The following is a 19,224-nucleotide window of genomic DNA, read 5'->3' as shown; positions in this document are numbered from 1 at the left end:
CGCTGCGAGAGAGGTACGCGAATGGCCGACGGCAAAGGCAAGGACGAAGGCGGCAAGCTGCTGTACTGCTCGTTCTGCGGCAAGAACCAGAACGAAGTGCGCAAGCTGATTGCCGGCCCGTCCGTCTATATCTGCGACGAGTGTGTCGATCTGTGCAACGACATCATTCGCGAGGAGGTGCTCGATGCCGATGCCGAGAGCGACGAGGAGCGTCTGCCTGCCCCCCGCGAGATTCGTCACACCCTCGACGACTATGTGATCGGCCAGGACCGCGCCAAGATGGTGCTGTCGGTGGCGGTCTACAACCACTACAAGCGGCTTCGTTACGCGTCCAAGGACGAGGTGGAGCTCGGCAAGTCGAACATCCTGCTGATCGGCCCGACCGGTAGCGGCAAGACGCTGCTGGCCGAGACGCTCGCGCGGCTGCTCAACGTGCCGTTCACCATCGCCGATGCCACCACGCTCACCGAGGCAGGCTACGTCGGCGAGGATGTCGAGAACATCATCCAGAAGCTGCTGCAGAAGTGCGACTACGACGTGGACAAGGCCCAGCGCGGCATCGTCTACATCGACGAGATCGACAAGATCTCGCGCAAGTCGGACAACCCGTCCATCACTCGGGATGTCTCCGGTGAGGGCGTGCAGCAGGCGCTGCTCAAGCTGATCGAGGGCACCACCGCCTCGGTGCCGCCGCAGGGCGGCCGCAAGCATCCGCAGCAGGAGTTCGTCCAGGTCGACACCACCAACATGCTGTTCATCGTCGGCGGCGCCTTCGCCGGCCTCGACAAGGTCATCCGTGACCGTGCCGAGAAGGGCGGCATCGGCTTCAACGCCGAGGTGAAGAGCAAGGACGAGACCAAGGGCGTCGGCGACCTGCTGATGGACGTGGAGCCCGAGGATCTGGTCAAGTTCGGCCTGATCCCCGAGTTCGTCGGCCGTCTGCCGGTGATCGCGACCCTGACCGAGCTCACCGAGGATGCGCTGATTCAGATCCTCACCGAGCCGAAGAACTCGCTGATCAAGCAGTACGCCCGGCTGTTCGAGATGGAGAACGTCGAGCTCGACTTCCGCGAGGACGCCCTGCGGGCCGTGGCTCACAAGGCCATGGAGCGCAAGACCGGCGCCCGCGGCCTGCGCTCGATCCTCGAGTCGGTGCTGCTCGACACCATGTACGAGATTCCTTCCCTGGAAGGCGTCTCCAAGGTGGTGATCGACGCCTCCGTCATCGCCGGTGAAAGCGAGCCGCTGCTGATTTACTCCCAGCAGGAATCGCCGAAGGTCGACGGCACCGACGGCTGAGACGCTCGTCTCGCTCCGGTGCGGCGCCCCCGATCGGGCGTCGTCGACCCAAGGGCCGCTTCGGCGGCCCTTTTCTTTGCGCCGTCATTGCCCTGGCCTTGCAATGCCGCGTCATCGCCCCCATTCCTTGGGTATCTCCACTGATCGTTTGAGGAAGGTCTGCGATGCAGCAGAACGCCGAACAGACCCAGAGTCTGCCCCTTTTGCCGCTGCGGGACGTGGTCGTCTACCCGCAGATGGTCATCCCGCTGTTCGTCGGCCGTGAAAAGTCCATCCAGGCGCTGGAAGCCGCCATGGAGGCCGACAAGCGCGTGCTGCTGGTGGCGCAGCGTGAGGCCAGCAAGGACGATCCCGATAACGAGGACCTGTTCGCCATCGGCACCGTGGCCGAGATCATGCAGCTGCTCAAGCTGCCCGACGGCACCGTCAAGGTGCTGATCGAGGGTGAATCCCGGGCCGACATCCGGGACATCCTGGCCGTCGACGAGGGCTACAGCCGCGCCGAGGTGGTGCTGCGCGACAGCGAGCCGCTGTCCGAGCGCGAGCAGGAGTCGCTCGTCCGCGTGCTGCTCAACCAGTTCGAGCAGTACGTGAAGATGTCCAAGAAGGTGCCCAACGAGGTGCTCAACTCGCTGTCGGGCATCGAGGATCCGAGCCGGCTGGTGGACACCATCTGTGCCCACCTGTCGCTGAAGATCGACGACAAGCAGCAGTTGCTCGAGATGGATCGCGTGCGCGACCGCATCGAGCACCTGATGGCGCTGATCGAATCCGAGATCGATCTGCTTCAGGTAGAGAAGCGCATCCGCTCGCGGGTCAAGGACCAGATGGAGAAGTCCCAGCGCGAGTACTACCTGAACGAGCAGATGAAGGCCATCCAGAAGGAGATGGGCGAGCTCGAGAATGCGCCCAACGAGGCCGACAAGTACGAGCAGGCCATCGAAGAGTCCGGCATGCCCAAGGACGCCGCCGAGAAGGCGCGTCAGGAGCTCGGCAAGCTGCGCATGATGACGCCGTCCTCCGCCGAGGCCACGGTGGTGCGCTCCTATCTGGACTGGCTGATCGCGGTGCCGTGGAAGAAGCGCACCCGCGTGCGCCACGACCTCGCCCACGCCCAGCAGGTGCTGGACGAGGATCACTACGGCCTCGAAGAGGTCAAGGAACGCATCCTCGAGTACCTGGCCGTGCACAAGCGGGTCAAGAAGCTCAAGGGTCCGGTGCTGTGCCTGGTGGGGCCGCCCGGCGTCGGCAAGACCTCGCTGGGGCGCTCCATCGCCCGCGCCACCAACCGCAAGTATGTGCGTCTGGCGCTCGGCGGCGTGCGCGACGAGTCCGAGATCCGCGGTCACCGTCGGACCTACATCGGCTCGCTGCCCGGCAAGCCGATCCAGCGCATGAGCAAGGCCGGGGTCAAGAACCCGCTGTTCCTGCTCGACGAGGTCGACAAGGTCGGCATGGACCACCGCGGCGATCCCTCCTCGGCGCTGCTCGAGGTGCTCGATCCGGAGCAGAACGACAAGTTCAGCGACCACTACCTGGAGCTGGACTACGATCTGTCCGAGACCCTGTTCATCTGCACCGCCAACTCGATGAACATTCCGGGGCCGCTGCTCGACCGCATGGAAGTGATTCGTCTGCCCGGTTACACCGAGGACGAGAAGCTGGCCATCGCCAAGCGCTACCTGGTGCCCAAGCAGCTCAAGGCCAACGGCTTCAAGGAGGACGAGCTCGGCTTCGCCGATGAGGCGCTGCTGGAGCTGATCCGCTACTACAGCCGCGAGGCCGGCGTGCGTGAGCTCGAGCGCCAGATCGCCAAGGTCTGTCGCAAGGTGCTGCGCGAGCGTATCGAGCAGGAAGCCAAGGAGGGCGCCCAGGCACCGGCGATCCTGGCCGCGGCCGATATCGAGGCCTATGCCGGCGTGCGTCGCTACAGCTATGGCCTGGCCGACCAGGAAGATCAGGTGGGCCGCGTCACCGGCCTGGCCTGGACCTCGGTGGGCGGCGAGCTGCTCAACATCGAGTCGGTGGTGACCCCCGGCAAGGGACGCATCAACAAGACCGGCTCGCTGGGTGACGTGATGAAGGAATCCGTGAGCGCCGCTCAGACCGTGGTGCGCGCACGGGCCGCCAGCTTCGGTATCGATCCCGAGCGGTTCGAGAAGGAAGACCTGCACATCCACGTGCCGGAGGGCGCGACGCCGAAGGACGGCCCCAGCGCCGGCGTGGCCATGGTCACGGCGATGATCTCCGCCTATACCGGCCGGCCGGTTCGCTGCAACGTGGCCATGACCGGTGAGGTCAATCTGCGCGGCGAAGTGATGCCGATCGGTGGCCTCAAGGAGAAATTGCTGGCCGCCAGGCGCGGTGGTATAAATACCGTGCTTATTCCGGAGGAGAACCGCCGAGACCTCAAGGAGGTCCCGGACAACATCAAGCAGGCACTCGATATCCGACCCGTGCGTTGGATCGACGAAGTCCTCGAGGTGGCCCTGAGCGAAAAGCTCGGTGCACCGGATGAAGATTCTCGAGCGGAAGACGAGGCCTCTTCTCACTCGATGATCAGTACACACTGACGACTTTTTTCCCTATTGCCGGGGTGAAAACCCCGGCATGACGGGGATTGTCAGGGAAGGTTGCTTGACACGTCTTTCATCGCATTGCTATAAACTACCGCCATGCTGTGATCGCGTCAGTCAGCCGTTAGTCTCGCCGATTAGAGCCAATTTACGTAACAGTCAAGGGGTGAAGTGTGAACAAGTCCGAGCTGATCGAAGCCATTGCTGCGTCTGCCGATATTCCCAAGGCAGCCGCTTCCCGTGCGCTGGACGCCATGGTCGACGCCGTGGCTGACAGCCTGAAGAAGGGCGACAGCGTCTCTCTGGTGGGTTTTGGCACCTTCACCGTCAAGGAGCGGGCCGCGCGTACCGGCCGCAATCCGCAGACCGGTGAGCCGATCGAGATCAGCGCCGCCAAGGTGCCGAGCTTCAAGGCCGGCAAGGCGCTCAAGGATTCCGTCAACTAAGGATACGGCCTCGCCGTCTTCCTGACCGACGTTTCCCTACAGGCGCACCGCTGTCGCGGTGCGCCTGTTTTGTTTCGGGGCCCCGACGCGGAGCCGGGCGCAAGGCGCTCGCCCCGTCGCGTGGCCAGTGCGGACGCATGTAAGATGTGCGTCCTGACCCACTAGATCCGCAGAGGCCTGCATGCTGCAAAGTATTCGTGACCGCTCCACCAGTTGGGGCGCCAAGATCCTGGTCGGCGCCGTGGTGGTGACCATGGCCCTGTTCGGCGTCGAGTCCCTGGTGGGGCTGCTGAACAGCGACGGTGAGGAGGTCGCCACCGTCAACGGCGAGCCGATCACGCGTCAGCAGCTCGAGCTTCAGGTGCAGCGGGCCATCCGCAGCGGCCAGGTGCCGCCGGAGCAGGAGCGTCAGCTGCGCGCCGAGACGCTCGACAGCCTGATCACCAACCAGCTGCTGACCCAGTATGCCGAGGAGGGCGGCCTGCATCTCTCCGACGCCCAGATCGACCAGCTGATCGTGAGCCTGCCGGAGTTCCAGGACGCCAACGGTCGCTTCGACAGTGAACTGTTTCAGAACCGCCTCGCCAGCGCCGGCTTCACGCCGATCACCTTTCGCGCCCAGCTGCGCGAGGACATGAAGCGTCGCCAGCTCCAGCAGGGGCTCACGGTCAGCGAGTTCAGCCTGCCGAGCGAGCAGGAGCGGCTGGCCGAGCTGCAGCGCCAGGCGCGCACCTTCCGCCACTATGCCCTGACACCGGCCGATCTGGACGCGGCGCCGGAGATCAGCGACGCCGACCTGCAGGCCTACTACGACGCTCACGCCGAGGCCTACCAGCGTCCCGAGCAGGTCAAGCTCGCCTACGTGGTGCTCGACAAGCAGGCCATGGCCGATGATGTCGAGGTCAGCGACGAGGATCTGCGCCTGGCCTGGCAGGACGAAGCGGCCAGCGCCGATCGTCGTGTCTCGCACATCATGGTCAGCTTCGGCGACGAGCGCAGCCGCGAGGAGGCCGAGGCCCGCCTGGAGGAGGTCAAGTCCCGGCTGGCCGACGGTGAGTCCTTCGCCGATCTGGCCGCCGACTATTCCGACGATACCTCGACCAGCGATGCCGGCGGTGACCTGGGCGTGATCAGCCGCGGCTTCTTCGGCGAGGCCTTCGAGGACGCGGCCTTCGCCCTCGGCGAGGATCAGGTCTCGGATATCGTCGAGACCGACAACGGGCTGCACCTGATCCAGGTCACCGAGCTCGATCGCCCGTCGTTCGAGCAGGCCCGCGACCGTCTGCGTCAGGACGTGGCCCTGGAGAAGGTCGATGACGCCTTCAACGACAAGGCCCAGCAGCTGATCGACGAGAGCTTCGCCGCCGAGGACCTGGCCAGCGTGGCCGAGAATCTGGGCCTCGAGCGTCAGCAGAGCGACTGGGTGAGCCGTGACGCCGCCGCCGGCGTGCTGTCAGAGCCCGGTGTGATGCGTCAGGCCTTCAGCGATGACGTGCTGGAGGAGGGCTTCAACAGCGAGGTCATCGAGCTGGACGAGGATCGCCGCATGGTGCTGCGCGTGGTCGAGCATCGCGACGCCACCACGCTGCCGCTGGACGAGGTGCGCGACCGTGTCGTGGCGGCCGTCGAGACCGACAAGACGCGCGAGGCTCTCGAGGCGCGCGCCGACGAGATGCTGGCCTCGCTACGCAGTGGCGAGACGCTGGGCCTCGACTGGCAACGGGCCGAATCGCTGAATCGTCAGGGGCAGAGCGAGCTGGCCCAGCCGGTGATCGAGGCCGCCTTCCGCCTGCCGCATCCGTCCGAAGGCGAGACCGTCTACGGTCGCGCCGGGGATGGCCAGCGGGTGGTGCTGATCGGGCTGGAATCCGTCACCGCGGGTGAGGCCAACGCGCAGATCGAGTCCTTCGTGGCGCGCATGGCGCAGCAGCTGCGCTCCCAGGCCGCGGTCAACGGGCTGCTCGACCACCTGCGCGAACAGGCCGAGATCGAGCGTCCCTGACGGGCGACCCCGCTCGCGGGATCCCGCGAGGGGAGAAAAGGAAGGTGAAAAGGGGGCTTCGGCCCCCTTTTTCGTGGCTGTCGTTCGTGTCTGCCGTTCGGCCGGCGATGACGTCCTTGGGGGCCGAGTGATCCGGTCTCCGAATTTATACCGTTATCTTGCAATCCCTTGCCACCGGTCGAGGGGCTTCGCTCTGGGGGCGGGCCGTGAGCATGCGATGATGACGCTCGATCTTCCTTCCACCGACGAGAGTTGTCCATGGCCCGGCCCCCGCTGCGCGATATTCCCGCCCATCTGATCACCGGCTTCCTGGGGAGCGGCAAGAGCACGCTCATTCATCATCTGATCCAGAACAAGCCGCCCGGTGAACGCTGGGCGGTACTGATCAACGAATTCGGCCGCGTCGGCATCGACCAGGCGATGTTCGCCGAGCGCGACGATGTGGTGGTTCAGGCCCTGCCGGGCGGCTGTCTGTGCTGCCAGCTGGCCACGGTGCTGCAGACGAGCCTGGTCCAGCTGCTGCGTCGCGAGCGGCCCGACCGGCTGATCATCGAGCCCTCCGGGCTCGGCCATCCGGCGGGGCTGATCGAGCTGCTGCGAGGCGAGGCCTTCGGCGGGGTGCTCGATCTTCGTGACGTGGTGGCGGTACTGGACCCGCGACGCCTGGACGATCCGCGCGCGCGGGGCCACGAGACCTTCCGCGATCAGCTGCGGCTGGCCGACGGCGTGGCCCTGACCATGGTCGATCGGCTCGGGGCGCAGCAGGTGGCGGCGGCACGGGACTGGCTGGCCGAGACCCTGCCGGGCGAGCGCTGGGTGGTCGAGGCGCCCCAGGGTCGCCTGCCGGTCGAGCGGCTGCTCGACGGTGGCGCGCACCGGGATCTGGCCTCATCGGTCTCTCCGGCGGCGCATCTCGCTCTGGCCCAGGCGCCGGGGCCGTGGCTCGATCTGGACGCTCGGGCACCGCGCGTCGGGGCGCCGGTGCGCGAGAGCGGCGCGTCGCTGGGTCACGAGAGCCTGGGCTGGCGCTGGCATGCCGATGAGGTCTTCGACGCCTCGGCCATCACGGCCTGGCTGGACGCTCTGCCGGCGGTGCTGCGGGTCAAGGGCGTGCTGCACACGGACACGGGATGGGTCTCGATCAACCGCACCGGGGGGGAGGGGCCGCTGTCGCCCAGCGAGTGGCGCCGCGACTCGCGCCTGGAGCTGATCGCCGAGGCCGGAGGGATGCCGGACGCCGAGGCGCTCGAGGCCGGGATGGCCCGCTGCCGTCGGACATCGTCGATCTAGGACAGGGCGGGAGCGGGGGCGTACCCACCAAAGGGCCGGATGGCGAGGTGCCATCCGGCCTTTTTGACGCTGGAGCATGATCGCCCGGGGCGAAGCGCTCAGCCCTGCAGCGGGAAGTCGCGCAGCACCGGTGCCTGGCCCGGCGCGACCTCGATCTCCCAGCCCTGGTTCGGCTGCCAGTCGCCCAGCACGAAGCGGCGCGCCGTCGCGCCGTCGAGGTCGACGTCATGGACGGCGGGGCGGTGGGTGTGGCCGTGGATCATCGTGGTCACGTCGTGTTCGCGCAGGGCCTCGACCACCTCGGCCGGCGTCACGTCCATGATGTCCTCGGCCTTGTTGGAGTTGGCCTCCCCGGACTGGTCGCGCAGCTGTTTGGCCAGCGCGATGCGCTCGGGAATCGGCATGGCCAGGATCTGCGCCTGCCACTGCGGGTCGCGGGCCTTGGCGCGGAAGGCCATGTAGGCCTCGTCCAGGGTGCACAGGCTGTCGCCGTGCATCAGCAGCACCCGCTCGTCGCCGAGAGTCACCACGCTGGGATCGGGCAGCAGGGTGGCGCCGGCGGCCTCGGCGAAGCGCTCCCCGATCAGGAAGTCGCGGTTGCCGTGCATCAGGTAGATGGCGGTGCCGGCCTCGGCGCGTTGCTTCAGCGCCTCGGCGATGCGCTCGGCGAGCGCGGCGGTGCCGGTGGGATCGGCGGCGCCGAGATCCAGCAGGTCATCGCCGATCCAGGCCTCGAAGAAGTCGCCGAGGATATAGAGCGCCTCGGCGCCGGCGGCGCGGGTCTCCAGCCAGTTCAAAAAGCCCTCGGTGATGGCCGGGGCGCCGGGATGCAGATGAAGATCGGAGATCAGCAGGGTCGACATGGCATCTCTCGCGGGCAGCGGATGAAGGAAAACGCCCCCGCCGGAGGGCGAGGGCGCGGGACTCACGGGCCGGGGTTCAGGCCTCGGCGTCGTCCTTGATGTAGGCGCGCTGGATGATCACGTCCTCGGCCGGCACGTCGGCGTGCATGCCGCGGCGAGTGGTGGTCACGCCCTTGATGCGCTCGACCACGTCCATGCCCTCGATGACCTCGCCGAACACGCAGTAGCCCCAGCCCTGCAGGTTCTTGCCACGATGATTGAGGAAGTCGTTGTCGGCCACGTTGATGAAGAACTGGGCGCTGGCGGAGTGCGGGTCCTGGGTGCGGGCCATGGCCAGGGTGCCGCGGGTGTTGGCCAGGCCGTTGTCGGCCTCGTTCTCGATCGGCTCACGGGTCTGCTTCTGGTTGAAGTCCAGGTCGAAGCCGCCGCCCTGGACCATGAAGCCGTCGATCACGCGATGGAACAGGGTGTTGTCGTAGTAGCCGTCGCGCACGTACTGCTCGAAGTTGGCGGCGGTCTTCGGCGCCTTGTCGTGATTCAGGGCGACATGAATATCGCCGAAATTGGTCTGCAAGATGATCATCATGATGTCCTGTCTTCTCGAAGCGGGATGCCTTGGCGCCCTATGGGCAGGTGGCGCTATAATAGCCGTTTTGCGTCGATGCGCGAAGCCGTGGTCAGGCCCGCGGCGTCGCGACGACAGGCCCGCGTTCAACCAGAGGTTGCCCAATCAACATGACCAGCGAGACCACCAGCGCGCCGAACTTCATTCGCAACCAGATCAGCGAAGAGATCGAGGCCGGCCGACAGGGGAAGATCGTCACCCGCTTCCCGCCGGAGCCCAACGGCTTCCTGCACATCGGCCATGCCAAGTCGATCTGTCTGAATTTCGGGCTCGCCGAGCAGTTCGGTGGCGACTGTCATCTGCGCTTCGACGACACCAATCCGGCGAAGGAAGAGCAGGCCTATATCGACGCCATCAAGGAGGACGTCAGCTGGCTGGGCTATGAGTGGGCCGGCGACGTGCGCTTCGCCTCGGACTACTTCGATACCCTCTACGACTGGGCCCAGCACCTGATCCGCGAGGGCAAGGCCTACGTCGACGATCTCTCCCCGGAGGAGATGCGCGAGTATCGTGGCACGCTGACCGAGGCCGGCACGCCGAGCCCCTACCGCGAGCGCAGCGTCGAGGAGAACCTCGACCTGCTGGAGCGCATGCGCGTCGGGGAGTTCGCCGAGGGCGAGAAGGTGCTGCGCGCCAAGATCGACATGGCCGCGCCGAACATCAACCTGCGCGACCCGATCCTCTATCGCATCCGCCACGCCTCGCACCACCAGACCGGCGACAAGTGGAAGATCTATCCGTCCTACGACTTCACCCACGGCCAGTCCGATGCCCTGGAAGGGGTGACGCACTCCGTCTGCACCCTGGAGTTCGAGGATCACCGTCCGCTGTACGAGTGGTTCCTGGACAACCTGCCGGTGCCGGCCAAGCCGCGTCAGATCGAGTTCGCACGGCTGAACCTGAACTACACCCTGACCTCCAAGCGCAAGCTCAAGCTGCTGGTGGACGAGAACATCGTCGACGGCTGGGACGACCCGCGCCTGCCGACCCTGTCCGGAATGCGTCGCCGCGGCTATACCCCGGCCTCGATCCGCAAGTTCTGCGAGATGATCGGCGTGACCCGTGCCGACGGCGGCCTGGTCGATATCGCCATGCTCTACCACGCGATCCGCTCCGACCTCGAGGACAACGCGCCGCGCGCCATGTGCGTGCTCAAGCCGCTCAAGGTGGTGCTGACCAACGTCGACGAGGACTTCGCGGAGACCTACCGGGTCGCCGGGCATCCGGCCCGCGAGGACATGGGCGTGCGCGAGATTCCGTTCGGACGGGAGATCTACATCGACCGCGACGACTTTATGGAGGAGCCGCCGAAGAAGTTCTTCCGCCTGGCGCCGGGCAAGGAAGTGCGGCTGCGCAACTCCTATGTCATCCGCTGCGACGAGGTGATCAAGGACGAGGCCGGCGAGGTCAGCGAGTTGCGCTGCTCGGTCGACTTCGACACCCTCGGCAAGAACCCCGAGGGTCGCAAGGTCAAGGGCGTGCTCCACTGGGTCAGCGCAGCGCAGGCGGTGCCGATGGAGGTGCGGCTCTACGACAACCTGTTCACCGTCGAGCAGCCGGACAAGGACAAGGACGCCGACTTCCTCGAGCACCTGAACCCCGAGTCGCTGACCGTGGTACAGGCCATGGGCGAGCCGAGCCTGGCCGACGCCGCGCCCGAGAGCCGCTTCCAGTTCGAGCGGGTCGGCTACTTCTGCGCCGACCGCCATGCCTGCCGCGACGGCAAGCTGGTGTTCAACCGCACCGTGGGACTCAAGGATGGCTGGGCCAAGGCCCAGAAGAAGGGCTGACATGCAGATCTACAACACCCTGACGCGTCGCAAGGAAACCTTCACGCCCATCGAGCCGGGCAAGGTACGCATGTACGTCTGCGGCATGACCGTCTACGACTTCTGTCACCTGGGCCATGCCCGGGTGATGGTGGCCTTCGACGTCATCACCCGCTATCTGCGGGCCCGCGGCTACGATGTCAGCTACGTGCGCAACATCACCGACATCGACGACAAGATCCTCAAGCGGGCGGACGAGAACGGCGAGACCATCGAGGCGCTCACCGACCGCATGATCGATGCCATGCACGAGGACGAGGGCCGCCTCGGCGTGCTGCGTCCGGATGCCGAGCCGCGCGCGACCCAGCACCTGGACGAGATCGTCTCGATGATCCAGACGCTGATCGACAAGGGCTACGCCTACGCGGCGGACAACGGCGACGTCTACTACCGGGTGCGCAAGTTCGACGGCTACGGCAAGCTCAACAACCGTGACCTGGACGACATGCGCTCCGGTGCCCGGATCGACGTCGACGAGCACAAGGAAGACCCGCTCGACTTCGTGCTGTGGAAGGCCGCCAAGCCCGGCGAGGCCAACTGGCGCTCGCCCTGGGGCGAGGGGCGTCCCGGCTGGCACATCGAGTGCTCGGCGATGTCCACCTGCTGCCTCGGCGAGACCTTCGACATCCACGGCGGCGGGCCGGACCTGACCTTCCCGCACCACGAGAACGAGATCGCCCAGAGCGAGGCCGCCACCGGCAAGCCCTACGTCAACACCTGGATGCATGCCGGCGCGGTGCGCGTGAATCAGGAGAAGATGTCCAAGTCACTGGGCAACTTCTTCACCATTCGCGACGTGCTCGAGCATCACGACGCCGAGGTGGTGCGCTACCTGCTGGTGTCGAGCCACTATCGCAGCCCGATCAACTACGCGCCGGAGTCGCTGGCCGACGCCCGCAAGTCGCTGGAGCGCTTCTACAATGCTCTGGACGGGCTGGCTCTGGACGGCGTCGAGGTGCGGGAAGGCGAGGTCGATGCGCGCTTCGACGAGCGTTTCACCGCCGCCATGGACGACGACTTCAACACCGCCGAGGCGGTGTCGGTGCTGTTCGACCTGGCCCGAGAGCTCAACCGCGCCAAGAAGGAAAGCCCCGAGCAGGCGCCGGCCCTGGCCGCCGAGCTCAAGCGTCTGGGCGGCGTGCTCGGCCTGCTGCAGCAGGCACCGGCGGCCTTCCTGAAGGGCGCCGGTGCCGGCGAGCTGCCGATGACCGAGGCCGAGATCGAAGCGAAGATCGCCGAGCGCGCCGCGGCCAAGAAGGCTCGCGACTTCGCCACCGCCGACGGCATCCGCGACGAGCTAGCCGCACTGGGCATCGTGCTCAAGGACAGCCGTGAGGGCACCGGCTGGGTGTTCGAGGCGCCGGGCGAGTAACGGCGGATTGCGTCAAACCGCGTGGGCGGCGCCGCTTCGCGAGCTGCCCCTTGTTTGCTGACGGGAGGCATGCCATGCCGCTGAGACCGGAGGAAGGCCAACGCTGCGTGGAATCGCTGCGCCAGGCATTGCCAGCCCTGCAGGCCGTCTATCTGTTCGGCAGCCAGGCGACCGAAATGTCGCGACGCGACAGCGACGTCGACCTGGCCGTTCTGCTGCCTTCGGCCATGGCATCCGACCGTTGCTGGGCGTTGGCGGGAACCCTCGCCAGCCTGCTGGATCGGGATGTCGATCTCGTGGATCTGCGAGGCGCTTCGACCGTCATGCAGTATCAGGTGGTCTCGGAGGGGGTGCCGCTGTGGCGTGCCGGCACCGAGGTCGACGAGTTCGAGCTGGCCATATTCAGCGAGTACTGGGATCTCGGCATCCGGCGGCGCGGCCTGATCGAGGACATCAAGCAACGGGGAAGCATACATGGCCGATGACGTGCTGCTGAACAAGGCCGCCACGATCGAGCGATGCATCGGGCGTGCTAGGGAAGAGTATGACAAGGATCCTGACACCTTCGAGTCCGATCAGACGCGTCAGGATGCCGCCATCCTCAATCTGCAGCGTGCCTGTGAGGCGGCCATTGATGCCGGGAATCGCCTAGTTCGTCTGAAGCAGTTGGGATTGCCGCAGAGTGCGCGAGATGTCTTTTCGCTGCTGGTGCAGGCGGGCCTGCTCGATGAGGCTCTAGGTGAGACTATGAAGCGCATGACCGGCTTCCGGAACATCGCCGTGCATGATTATCAGGCCGTCCAGGCGCCGATCGTGATGTCGATCATTCGTCATCAGGCCGATGACCTGATCGGCTACGCAAAGCGCATGATTCAGCTGGCGTGACCGCCAACGCACGGTGTCGAAACGCCCGGCCCGTGCCGGGCGTTTCTCGTTGGGCATCCTCGATCCTCAGCGCGTCTCCGCGCCGAGCGCCTCGTCAACCAGCGCCATGGCTTCGTCGAGGCTGGCGGCAACCGCGTCCCAGGGCAGGGTCGATCCGACGAGGTGGCAGTGATAGAGGGCATCGTCATCGATGTCGACACGGTGGATGTCGTTGCCCCGGTCGTCCTGCCACCAGTCGGCGTGGACATGATGCCAGCGCGGGTCGATCCGAGCGTTCATGTTCATGCGTCACCTTCCTTCGTGAGCCGCCCATTCGGGCGAGCGCTCAGCAAGCCTTCCAGATCTTCAGGCGGGGTTCCGTCAGCCCGTGCCAGCGGGAATAGACATCGCGTCGACGCTCGGCGTTGGCGAGATCCGCGCGGCCAAGGACGTCATGAGGCGTATGGGCGAGACAGCCGCCGGCGATCCTTCGATGGGGACGAGAGCGCGTTCGGGGGCGTGACGCCTGGCGTTGGCCGTGGCTCATCGGCCGCGCTCGAGGGAGTGAGTGTTGCTCAACGGACCTGTGGGTCAACCGCAGTACCTGGTTCATGAGGCATCCCTCCGAACGGCATGGAACCAAGGGAAGCGACTCGCCGTCGCCGGTCGTGGGAGCGTCAGGCGGGCCGTTACCGACAGCATAGTTCAGAAACGCTGTTTGTAAATTAAAGTTACAGACGGGTGGCTCAAGTCGGTCGTGGAGAGGCTGTTAGCCCATCATGACGGTGGCAGGGGCAGTCGATGCGGCCAGGCATCGTCGACGATGAACACGCGCTGCCAGGCGGCACCGGAGGCGTGCTCCAGATGCAGGCCGAGCTGCACCGGTGCGCCGCCACGGGCGAAATGCAGCCGCAGGCGGTGTTCGAGGGTCGGCAGCGTGCTCAGCTGTGAACGGGGCGGCAGCGCGAGCCAGTGGGGCTTGCACAGCCAGGCGCCGAGCGCCTGTCCCGGGAGTCTGGCGCGCCAGCGTGACCAGTCGCGCCAGGGCAGCCAGTGGCCGCGCAGGTGATCGGGTGTGGCATCGCGCGGGGCGGGTAGCTCGGCCCGCCAGGGATAGAACAGCACGCCGGGCATCGCCAGGCACTGCCGCAGCCTCGTCACCGGGGCTCCCAGCCGCTCGGCCAGCGCCTGCTGCGCCACCGGGCGCTGGGCCAGCGGCAGCTGGTGATGCTCCAGGTGGTGGCGCTTGAGCGCCAGGCTGTCCAGGCCGCCGGGGCCGACCCAACGGGCCTGATCGTCGTCGTCGCCGGGGCCCTCGGTGAGACCCAGGTAGTACTTGATCGCCACCTCGAGATGTACCGGCACGGGATCCGGCGATTCGGCATAGATCAGGTCGAGCTCGCCCAGCGTGCGACGCTCCTGCAGCACCGGTAGGTTGTGAGCGAGCAGTCGGGTATGGGGGGCGGTATCGAGCAGGAATTGCCACAGGCGTTCGTGATAGTGGCCCATGCGGCCCTCTAGGGCCGCACCGACGTAGCGCTCCAGGTCCTCGGGAGCATCGTCCAGGTGGCTCAGATAGTCGGTCAGGGCGTCGTCGCTCTCGAGACCTAGGCAGTGGCGATCGGGGCGGCCGGACGAGGGGAGGGCAATCAGGTCCGGCGCCTGAACCAGCCAGGCCAGGTCACGTACCAGCGCGTGGCGCCAGGGGCGGATGTCATCGCGGAATGGCGGCATGCGGTCTCGCTCCGGGCGTTGAGATGGCGCTCTGACAGAGAAGCTATACAGGCCTTATACTCCAGCATACATTCATTCGGGAAGCGGGTGGTATCCATGCAGCCAGTACTGACACGTCTCGTCGCCATCGCGGCCGGCACCCTGATGACCGTGGGCGCGGCGCAGGCCCAGGACAACGCCGGAGAGCCGGTGGTGATCGCCTCCAAGATCGACACCGAGGGCTCGGTGCTCGGGCAGCTTATCCTGCAGCGCCTCGAGGACGGTGGCATCGCGGTGGAGGATCGCCTGCAGCTGGGCGCCACCAGCATCGTGCGTTCCGCCCTGGTCGCCGGGGAGATCGATCTCTACCCAGAATACACCGGCAACGGCGCCTTCTTCTTCGACATGGCCGACAGCCCGGTATGGAAGGACGCCGAGCAGGCCTTCGACACCGTCAGCCAGAAGGATCGCGAGGCCAACGATCTGGTGTGGCTGACGCCCGCCGAGGCCAACAACACCTGGGCGATCAGCGTGCGCGGCGACCTAGCCCGCGAGCAAGAGCTGGAGAGCCTCGAGGATCTGGCCGCCTATCTCGACGACGGCGGGGACTTCAAGCTGGCGGCGAGCGCCGAGTTCGTCGAATCGCCCCAGGCGCTGCCGGCCTTCCAGCAGGCATACGGTTTCGAGCTTTCCGAGGACGAACTGCTGGTGCTCTCCGGCGGCAACACCGCCGCTACCATGCGCGCCGCCGCCCAGCAGACCAGCGGCGTCAACGCCGCCATGACCTATGGCACCGACGGCGGCCTCAAGGCCCTCGATCTGCATGTGCTGGATGACACCCTCGGGGTGCAGCCGGTCTATCAGCCGGCGCCGGTGGTGCGCGCCGAGGTGCTCGAGGCGCATCCCGAGATCGAAACCCTGCTGGCGCCGGTGTTCCAGGCGCTGGACCGTGACACCCTGCAGCGCCTCAACGGCGACGTGGCCGTCAACGGCCTGGACCCGGCCAAGGTGGCCGGCGACTTCCTCGACACGCTCGACGAATAAGCCGCTCCGGAATGAGCCGTGAGAGCGAGTCGTGAGAGCGAGTCGGGATCGTCAGACACCGAAGAGCGCAGCAAGGGCGGGGTGAACGCCGAAGTGGTGAACAAGGAAGTGATCAACAAGGAAGCGGTGAACAGGGACTCGCCTCGCCCCAACGTCGTGCTCGTGAGCCTGCTGCTGGCGACCCTGGTCGCCTGGAGCGGGCTCGATGCCGTCAGCGTCGCGCCCAATCGCATCGTGCCCGGCCAGGGCCACGCCGCCTGGGACGTGGCCGGCTGGCCGGGATTCCTGCTCAGCCTGGTGCCGATGCTGGCCGTACTGGCGCTGGCCTGGCGCCCGGACCGGCGTCGACTGCGCTGGGCCCTGGGGCTGGCGGTGGCGATGCTCGCCGCACTGCCGGCCTGGCTGGCGCTGGCGTCGGCGCGGCTGGTCGATGCCGATCTGCCCCAGGCGCGCATGGGCGTCGGCGCCGGGGTCTGGGTGGCGCTGTTCCTGCTGCTGCTGGCGCTGATCGAGCTGCGCACACGGCTGGCGCTGCCGCGGACCCTGGGCTGGTCGCTGCTGCTGGTGCCGCTGGCGAGCCTCGCCGCCTGGCTGACGTTCGGTCTCGCACCGCTGGCGCTGCGCCAGGAGTTCCTGACCCGCCGCGACGGCTTCATCGCCGCCATCGTCGAGCATCTGCTGCTGGTCGGCGCCGCCGTCGGCGTCAGCCTGGTGCTGGGCGTGCTTCTGGCGCTGGCCATGCGCCGCTGGGCGCGCTGCCGAACGCTCGGCTTCGCGGTGCTCAACTTCCTGCAGACCATCCCCAGCCTGGCGCTGTTCGGCCTGCTGCTGGCGCCGCTGGCCTGGCTGGGTGCCCACGTCGAGTGGCTGGCGGCGCTGGGCGTGAGCGGTATCGGCGCCGCGCCGGCGCTGCTGGCGCTGGTCGGCTACAGCCTGCTGCCGATGGTGCGCAACACCTTCGTGGCCCTCGATGAGGTCGACCCCGGCGTGATCGATGCCGCTCGCGGCATGGGCATGAGCCGCGGCCAGGTGTTCCGCCAGGTGCGTCTGCCGCTGGCGGCGCCGGTGATCCTCGAGGGCATTCGCATCACCACCGTGCAGGCCATCGGCCTGACCGCCGTGGCCGCGCTGATCGGCGCCGGCGGCCTCGGCACCTTCATCTTTCAGGGGCTGGGGCAGGCGGCCATGGACATGGTGCTGCTCGGCGCCCTGCCGATCCTGGTCATGGCGCTGATCGCCGATGCCCTGCTGGGCGCCCTGACCGACCTCACACGCCAGGGAGAGGCCACATGATCGAACTCATCGGCGTGTCCAAGCGCTTCGGCGACACCACCGCGGTGGACGACATCTCGCTGCGCGTCGAACGCGGCGAGCTGTGCGTGCTGGTGGGCACCTCCGGCTGCGGCAAGTCGACGACGCTGCGCATGATCAACCGTTTGATCGAGCACAGCGACGGCGAGATCCACATCGACGGCCAGCAGATCCGCGACTTCCGCGAGGAGACCCTGCGTCGGCGCATGGGCTATGCGATTCAGAGCACCGGGCTGTTTCCGCACTGGACGGTGGCGCGCAACATCGGCCTGGTGCCGCGGCTGCTGAAATGGCCCCCGGCGCGGATCCGCAAGCGGGTCGAGGAACTGATGGCGATGCTCGGCCTGTCGATGGAGGAGTTCGCCGGCAAGTATCCGCGTCAGCTCTCCGGCGGCCAGGCCCAGCGGGTCGGCGTGGCCCGGGCGCTGGCCGCCGACCCCGACATCCTGCTGATGGACGAGCCCTTCGGGGCGCTGGACCCGATCACCCGCGAGACGCTCCAGCACGAACTGCGCGAGTTGCAGTCGCGGCTGCAGAAGACCATCGTCTTCGTCACCCACGACATGGACGAGGCGCTGCGGCTGGCCGACCGGCTGGTGGTCATGGACGGCGGCCGCATCCGCCAGCAGGGCCATCCGCTCGAGCTGCTGCGCGAGCCCGCCGACGCCTTCGTCGAATCGCTGCTCGGCGGCGAGGACCGTGGCCTCAAGGAGGCGGCGCTGCTGACCGTCGGCGAGCGGATGATGCCGCTGAGCCCGCGGCTGCTGCCGCGGGAGCGCATCTCCCGCCATGCCACCCTGCGCGAGGCGCTGTCGATGATGCTGTGGCGCCACGCCGAGCGCCTGGCGGTGGTCGACGACGAGGACATGCCGGTCGGCGAGCTGTCGCTGCGCCAGCTGGTGGGGGCGAAGCATCATGAGTGAGGCCGTGAGTCGCCTGGTGACGGGGGGAGGGCGGCGCTGGCTGGTGCCGCTGGCCTGGAGTTCGCTGCTGCTCGCCGCCTGCGTGGGCATGCCGTGGCTCGAGGGCCTTTTCCGGCTGGTCGAGCCGGACAGCCGCAGCGTCGTCTATGCCCGGGCCGATTTCCTGACCCTGCTGGGGCGTCACCTGCTGGTGGTGGCCGTCGCGGCGCTGGCCGCGGTAGCCATCGGCGTCGGGGCCGCGGTGGCGGTCACGCGCCGCGCCGGCCGCGACTTCCTGCCGCTGGTCGCCCAGCTGGCCTCGATCGGGCAGACCTTCCCACCGGTGGCGGTGCTGGCACTGGCGGTGCCGGTACTGGGCTTCGGTACCCTGCCGATCATCGTCGCGCTGCTGCTCTACGGCCTGCTGCCGATCGTGCGCAACACCCTGACCGGGCTGGAGGGCGTCGATCCCGGCGTGCGGGAGGCGGCCCGCGGCATGGGCATGACCGGCGGCCAGCTGCTGCGCCAGGTGGAACTGCCCCTGGCCGCGCCGGTGATCCTGGCCGGCATACGCACCTCGGTGACCATCAATATCGCCACCGCGGCGATCGGCGCCACCGTGGGGGCGAGCAACCTGGGCGACCCGATCATCTCCGGCATCGTCAACGGCAACACCGCCTACGTGCTGCAGGGCGCGCTGCTGATCGGGCTGCTGGCGCTGACCGTGGACAGCGTCTTCGCCCGGCTGCAGCCGGCTGCCGCCTGAGAGCGCTGACGTGCCGGCATTGGGAGTCAGCGCCGAGGGCAAGTCTAAGCGGAGCTCCTACGCCATGGGTGAGGAGCAATGCTCCGAACGGGCTGGCCAGGGATGGACAGGCCCGGACCTGCAAGCGGTGCGGGACGCGGGAGCGCCGCAGGGCGTCGGGAGCTACAGGGATGTATTTATCGCGTCTCCGCGCAGGCTTGCACTGGGCCCAGCTTGAACGCGGCCTCGCCGGCGTGTGACTTTCGTCGTGCTATCGAGCGTTTTCAGTTTACGTTAACGTCATTGTCGTGCGTTGATCGACGCCCGGGCGATCCCCTGGCGG

At 67.2% G+C, this 19,224-nt stretch carries 17 protein-coding genes; 13 read left to right on the top strand and 4 right to left on the bottom strand.

What is annotated here, in order from left to right:
* The first annotated feature begins 21 nt into the window (after positions 1–21).
* The 5 genes from clpX (at position 22) to UYS_RS0208135 (ending at position 7,613) form a co-directional block, all read left to right on the top strand.
* Complete coding sequence (clpX, locus tag UYS_RS0208155) at positions 22–1,299, top strand: ATP-dependent Clp protease ATP-binding subunit ClpX (protein ID WP_016855020.1); 1,278 nt, start codon at positions 22–24, stop codon at positions 1,297–1,299.
* A gap of 164 nt (positions 1,300–1,463) precedes the next feature.
* On the top strand, positions 1,464–3,872 hold the full coding sequence (gene lon, locus UYS_RS0208150) for an endopeptidase La (RefSeq protein ID WP_016855019.1): 2,409 nt from the start codon (positions 1,464–1,466) through the stop codon (positions 3,870–3,872).
* A gap of 176 nt (positions 3,873–4,048) precedes the next feature.
* Positions 4,049–4,321 carry an HU family DNA-binding protein gene (locus tag UYS_RS0208145; RefSeq protein WP_016855018.1) on the top strand — a complete coding sequence of 91 codons (273 nt, stop codon included), beginning with the start codon at positions 4,049–4,051 and terminating at the stop codon, positions 4,319–4,321.
* A 181-nt stretch (positions 4,322–4,502) separates the two neighbouring features.
* On the top strand, positions 4,503–6,323 hold the full coding sequence (locus UYS_RS0208140) for a SurA N-terminal domain-containing protein (RefSeq protein ID WP_016855017.1): 1,821 nt from the start codon (positions 4,503–4,505) through the stop codon (positions 6,321–6,323).
* A 258-nt stretch (positions 6,324–6,581) separates the two neighbouring features.
* Complete coding sequence (locus UYS_RS0208135; protein WP_016855016.1) at positions 6,582–7,613, top strand: CobW family GTP-binding protein; 1,032 nt, start codon at positions 6,582–6,584, stop codon at positions 7,611–7,613.
* Positions 7,614–7,711: 98 nt separating this feature from the next.
* Here the strand turns inward: UYS_RS0208135 and UYS_RS0208130 are convergent, their stop codons facing one another.
* Positions 7,712–8,476, bottom strand: coding sequence for a UDP-2,3-diacylglucosamine diphosphatase (locus UYS_RS0208130; protein WP_016855015.1), 765 nt, complete (start codon positions 8,474–8,476; stop codon positions 7,712–7,714).
* 76 nt (positions 8,477–8,552) lie between these two features.
* Positions 8,553–9,059, bottom strand: a complete 507-nt coding sequence (locus tag UYS_RS0208125; RefSeq protein WP_016855014.1) for a peptidylprolyl isomerase — start codon at positions 9,057–9,059, stop codon at positions 8,553–8,555.
* 152 nt (positions 9,060–9,211) lie between these two features.
* Here UYS_RS0208125 and UYS_RS0208120 point away from each other — a divergent pair, with 152 nt between their 5' ends.
* The 4 genes from UYS_RS0208120 (at position 9,212) to hepT (ending at position 13,187) form a co-directional block, all read left to right on the top strand.
* On the top strand, positions 9,212–10,891 hold the full coding sequence (locus UYS_RS0208120) for a glutamine--tRNA ligase/YqeY domain fusion protein (RefSeq protein WP_016855013.1): 1,680 nt from the start codon (positions 9,212–9,214) through the stop codon (positions 10,889–10,891).
* Position 10,892: 1 nt separating this feature from the next.
* Positions 10,893–12,302 carry a cysteine--tRNA ligase gene (gene cysS, locus UYS_RS0208115; RefSeq protein WP_016855012.1) on the top strand — a complete coding sequence of 470 codons (1,410 nt, stop codon included), beginning with the start codon at positions 10,893–10,895 and terminating at the stop codon, positions 12,300–12,302.
* A 74-nt stretch (positions 12,303–12,376) separates the two neighbouring features.
* Complete coding sequence (gene mntA, locus UYS_RS0208110) at positions 12,377–12,787, top strand: type VII toxin-antitoxin system MntA family adenylyltransferase antitoxin (protein ID WP_016855011.1); 411 nt, start codon at positions 12,377–12,379, stop codon at positions 12,785–12,787.
* Positions 12,777–13,187 (top strand): type VII toxin-antitoxin system HepT family RNase toxin, encoded by a 411-nt coding sequence (hepT, locus tag UYS_RS0208105; protein ID WP_016855010.1) that lies wholly within the window; start codon positions 12,777–12,779, stop codon positions 13,185–13,187. The genes mntA and hepT overlap by 11 nt, the downstream gene beginning before the upstream one ends.
* A 66-nt stretch (positions 13,188–13,253) precedes the next feature.
* On the opposite strand, the gene UYS_RS0208100 is transcribed toward hepT, so the two are convergent.
* Together UYS_RS0208100 and UYS_RS0208095 are read right to left on the bottom strand one after the other, a co-directional pair.
* Positions 13,254–13,472 carry a hypothetical protein gene (locus UYS_RS0208100; protein WP_016855009.1) on the bottom strand — a complete coding sequence of 73 codons (219 nt, stop codon included), beginning with the start codon at positions 13,470–13,472 and terminating at the stop codon, positions 13,254–13,256.
* 471 nt (positions 13,473–13,943) lie between these two features.
* Positions 13,944–14,900 (bottom strand): DUF1853 family protein, encoded by a 957-nt coding sequence (locus tag UYS_RS0208095; protein ID WP_016855008.1) that lies wholly within the window; start codon positions 14,898–14,900, stop codon positions 13,944–13,946.
* Between the two features lie 96 nt (positions 14,901–14,996).
* Here UYS_RS0208095 and osmF point away from each other — a divergent pair, with 96 nt between their 5' ends.
* The 4 genes from osmF (at position 14,997) to UYS_RS0208075 (ending at position 18,902) form a co-directional block, all read left to right on the top strand.
* A complete protein-coding gene (osmF, locus tag UYS_RS0208090) occupies positions 14,997–15,923 on the top strand; it encodes a glycine betaine ABC transporter substrate-binding protein OsmF (RefSeq protein WP_016855007.1) in 927 nt (308 codons plus the stop codon).
* Between the two features lie 126 nt (positions 15,924–16,049).
* Positions 16,050–17,216 carry an ABC transporter permease gene (locus UYS_RS0208085; protein ID WP_026068423.1) on the top strand — a complete coding sequence of 389 codons (1,167 nt, stop codon included), beginning with the start codon at positions 16,050–16,052 and terminating at the stop codon, positions 17,214–17,216.
* Complete coding sequence (locus tag UYS_RS0208080) at positions 17,213–18,157, top strand: ABC transporter ATP-binding protein (protein WP_016855005.1); 945 nt, start codon at positions 17,213–17,215, stop codon at positions 18,155–18,157. The genes UYS_RS0208085 and UYS_RS0208080 overlap by 4 nt, the downstream gene beginning before the upstream one ends.
* Positions 18,150–18,902, top strand: a complete 753-nt coding sequence (locus UYS_RS0208075) for an ABC transporter permease (protein ID WP_051008816.1) — start codon at positions 18,150–18,152, stop codon at positions 18,900–18,902. The genes UYS_RS0208080 and UYS_RS0208075 overlap by 8 nt, the downstream gene beginning before the upstream one ends.
* The last annotated feature ends 322 nt before the right edge of the window (positions 18,903–19,224 follow it).

Source organism: Halomonas smyrnensis AAD6, assembly GCF_000265245.1.
GTDB lineage: Bacteria > Pseudomonadota > Gammaproteobacteria > Pseudomonadales > Halomonadaceae > Halomonas > Halomonas smyrnensis.
The sequence above is the reverse complement of the archived record's forward strand: the minus strand, read 5'-3'. Positions and strand labels throughout refer to the sequence as shown.